At 70.8% G+C, this 3,594-nt stretch carries 3 protein-coding genes; all 3 read right to left on the bottom strand.

Going from position 1 to position 3,594, the window contains the following annotated elements; translation table 11 throughout:
- Positions 1-89: 89 nt before the first annotated feature.
- The 3 genes from ABT247_RS32590 to ABT247_RS32580 all read right to left on the bottom strand — a co-directional run bounded on the left by ABT247_RS32590 (position 90) and on the right by ABT247_RS32580 (position 2,740).
- Positions 90-470: a CBS domain-containing protein gene (locus ABT247_RS32590; protein ID WP_350750060.1), complete on the bottom strand. Its 381-nt coding sequence runs from the start codon at positions 468-470 to the stop codon at positions 90-92.
- A gap of 191 nt (positions 471-661) precedes the next feature.
- On the bottom strand, positions 662-2,197 hold the full coding sequence (locus ABT247_RS32585; RefSeq protein WP_350750057.1) for a DEAD/DEAH box helicase: 1,536 nt from the start codon (positions 2,195-2,197) through the stop codon (positions 662-664).
- 339 nt (positions 2,198-2,536) lie between these two features.
- A complete protein-coding gene (locus tag ABT247_RS32580; RefSeq protein WP_030918248.1) occupies positions 2,537-2,740 on the bottom strand; it encodes a cold-shock protein in 204 nt (67 codons plus the stop codon).
- Between the last annotated feature and the right edge of the window lie 854 nt (positions 2,741-3,594).

Raw genomic sequence — 3,594 nt, 5'->3', positions numbered from 1 at the left:
CCCGCCAGCGCCGCCTTCCACTCCTCGACTTGCCCCACCCCAAGATCAATCACTCGCCAAGTCAACCATGATCAAGTGCGGTTGCAGTACTAGAGGCTGAGTAGGCCGATGGCGTGGCCGTCGTGGTCCACGACAGGCCACGCGTCCAGGCCGCGGGAGCGCATGGCGGCGGCCGCAGTGGTGGCGGGCATGCCGATGGTGGCGAACGGCGCGCGGTCGAAGACGATGTCCCGCACCGGAGTGCGTTCGGTGTACCAGGAGCGGGCCTGGAACGGCGCCAGGTGCAGGCGGGTCAGCAGCCCGGCGCAGCGGCCGCCTTCGTCGCGGACCAGCAGGTGGTCGGCGCCGGAGCTGTGCAGGATGTCCATCGCCGTGTCGACCATGACGTCGTCGCTGATCTGCAGCTCCGGGTGTCGCATGAGGTCGCCGACCGTCGCGGTGGTCATGGGCTGTCCAAGGGTGATGGTCATGGGCTGACTCCTTCGTGTCTCCCGCCGGGCGCGGCGGTGGTCGGGGCACGGGCGGTGGGACGTTGGGGGCTGCCGGAGCGGGGAGCGGCGCTGTGGACGGACTGCGTGTGCGGCCGTCGCGGGAAACCGCTGCCGCCGAGGCGGCGAACCGCGCGGGCCCGGTGCGCGCCGCGTACAGGGCCCGGCGGGTGCTACCCGGCGAGGGCGACGCGCTGGGGCGCGCGGCGGCGGCCGGAGGAGCCCCGGCTGCCCCGGCTGGAGGCGGCCCGGGTGTCGCCGGCGGTGGAGGCGGGGCGGCTGCGGCGCGCGCGGCTGGTGGACGGGCTGCGGCGCGGCCGCTCGACGACGGGGTCGGCGATCACGGTGGGGATGCCGGTGGGCACGCGGGCGCCGGTGATGCGGGCCAGGTCCTCGCCGCCGGCGCTGACCCTGGTGGTGACGGGGGTGATGCCCGCGGTGTTCATCGTGCGGGCCATCTCGCGGCGCTGGTTGGGCAGCACGAGGGTGACGACGGTGCCGGACTCTCCGGCCCGGGCGGTGCGCCCGCCCCGGTGCAGGTAGTCCTTGTGGTCGGTCGGCGGGTCCAGGTTGACGACGAGGTCGAGCCCGTCGACGTGGATGCCCCGGGCGGCGACGTTGGTGGCGATCAGCGCCGTGACCTCGCCGGTGCGGAACTGCTCCAGGGTACGGGTGCGCTGGGGCTGGGACTTGCCGCCGTGCAGGGCGGCGGCCTTCACACCGTTGGCGAGCAGCTCGTCGACCAGGCGGTCCGCGCCGTGCTTGGTGTCGATGAACATGATGACCCTGCCGTCGCGGGAGGCGATGTGGGCGATCGTGGCGTTCTTGTCGAAGGTCTGCACGTGCAGCACGTGGTGCTCCATGGTGCTGACGGCTCCGGCGGAGGGGTCCACCGAGTGGGTGACCGGGTCCTTGAGGAAGCGCCGCACCAGGCGGTCGACGTTGCGGTCCAGGGTGGCGGAGAACAACAGGGTCTGGCCGTCCGCGGCGACCTGCTCCAGGAGCTCGGTGACCTGTGGGAGGAAGCCCATGTCGGCCATCTGGTCGGCTTCGTCGAGCACCGTGATACCGACCCGGTCCAGTTGGCAGTCGCCGCGCTGGATGAGGTCCTTGAGCCGGCCCGGGGTGGCCACCACGACCTCCGCGCCCCGGTTCAGCAGCCACGCCTGGCGGCTGATCGACGTCCCGCCCACCACCGTCGCCATCCGCAGGCGCACGGCGCGGGCGTAGGGGGTGAGGGCCGCGGTGACCTGCTGCGCGAGCTCGCGGGTGGGGACCAGCACCAGGGCCAGCGGGCGCCCCGGCTCGGCCCGCCGGCCGGCGGTGCGGGCCAGCACGGGAAGTCCGAACGCGATGGTCTTGCCGGAGCCGGTGCGGCCTCGTCCGAGGACGTCGCGGCCGGCCAGCGCGTTCGGCAGCGTCGCGGCCTGGATCGGGAACGGCGAGGTGACGCCCTGGCCGGTCAGCACCGACAGCAGCGCCTTCGGCATGTCCAGCTCGTCGAACGCTTCGACGGCCGGCAGGGCCGGGGTGGTGCTCACCGGCATCGCGAACTCCCCCTGTGGGGAAGCCGCTTGACGCGCGCCCCGGCCCGCGGTGCGCTGGCTGGCGGCCGGCCGGCCGCCGTAGGAGGAACTGCCGCCGGAGCGGGATGATGCCGACGAGCGGGAGTTGGCGTTTCGGTACGAGGAGCGACTCGAGGGGTTCATGGGCGACCTTCCTGGGCGGCACGTCGCGAGGCGCTCCGCGGCGCGGGGCGCCGGCAGGAGACCGCACATCAACGGGCCGAAGTGTCGGGAGCGGGGCGTGGACGGTGAAACCGTGCGGCACGTCACCTCAGGCCGGAGATCCTCGAACTGTGGGATGTCACGGCAGGGCGCCGATCCGGACGCGACGCTGTGCGTCTCGCGTGGGGATGGCCGCCGGTGGCGGAGCCAAGGGGCCTGAACGGCCGGGTAGGTGCGTCGTGGCGCAATGCCGAGGGGCCCGCACCGTGCATGTACGCGGTGCGGGCCCCTCGCTGCCAGGCGGGTGCCTTGACAGATGAACTACAGCGGACGAATGTTCTCGGCCTGCGGGCCCTTCTGGCCCTGCGTGACGTCGAACTCGACCTTCTGGCCCTCGAGCAGCTCACGGAAGCCGTTGGCGTTGATGTTCGAGTAGTGGGCGAAGACGTCGGGGCCGCCACCCTCCTGCTCGATGAAGCCGAAGCCCTTTTCCGCGTTGAACCACTTCACAGTGCCATTAGCCATAAAGAAATCTCCTTCAAGGGGCTGTCCGAAGCGCGCACAGCGCGGGCTTCGAGTCGCCGCGATGAGCACCCACCCGGGGAAGAGCCGGGAAACGAAAATGCGCCTGCGATACATCAGCAGGCGCACACAAAGTTCATGGGAACCACTACTGCAACTAAGACGACTCTAGCAGGCCGCGGCCCGCCATGGTGGAATATTCCACCCCCGGTTTCGCGAGAGCCTCCTCCAGGGGCGCCGGACCCGAGCCGCCAGGACCACCAAAAAGCATGCCCCGCAAGGTGGTTGAACATTCCATCCGCACCCCGACGGTGCCGAGCTGTTCTCCGGGAACCAGGCCCATCACGCGTCCAAGGGCGCGCGGGGCGGCGCACACGGCATTTCGGCCCCCGAAATCGAACGCGCTGGAGAGATCCGCACCCGCGCTTTCTGGCGCGTACTCGGAGGGAGCGGCGAAATCTGCACAGTCCGCCGCCCCTTGCCCACCAGCCCCTTCGAGGTCCGAGTAGGGGTACCGCGCAAGCACTTCACTTGGAGCGGATCTTCGCCCTGCTCGCCCAGGCCGATGCCGAGGGCGACCTGGGTGCCGCTCACCGGGGCCGGCACTAGGCCATAGGCGGGTGGTGCGGGTGTCGTGTTGGTCGCGGTGGGTAACCGCCGGGGTGGAGGGGATGGCGTCCCGTGGAGTGGTGTAGCAGAGATCTTGGCGTAACCCCTGGTCATAAGGCAGCCATCGCGCAACTCTCCGAGTAGGCATGCTCGTGAGTGAGAGGTGCGCGATGGCCTTGTCCCAGTCTGACCTACTCCGCCTCATGGAGTCACTGCGTACGGCGGACGGAATCGAGTTGATCAGGGTC

This window comes from Kitasatospora sp. NPDC001539, assembly GCF_040298565.1.
GTDB lineage: Bacteria > Actinomycetota > Actinomycetes > Streptomycetales > Streptomycetaceae > Kitasatospora.
The sequence above is the reverse complement of the archived record's forward strand: the minus strand, read 5'-3'. Positions and strand labels throughout refer to the sequence as shown.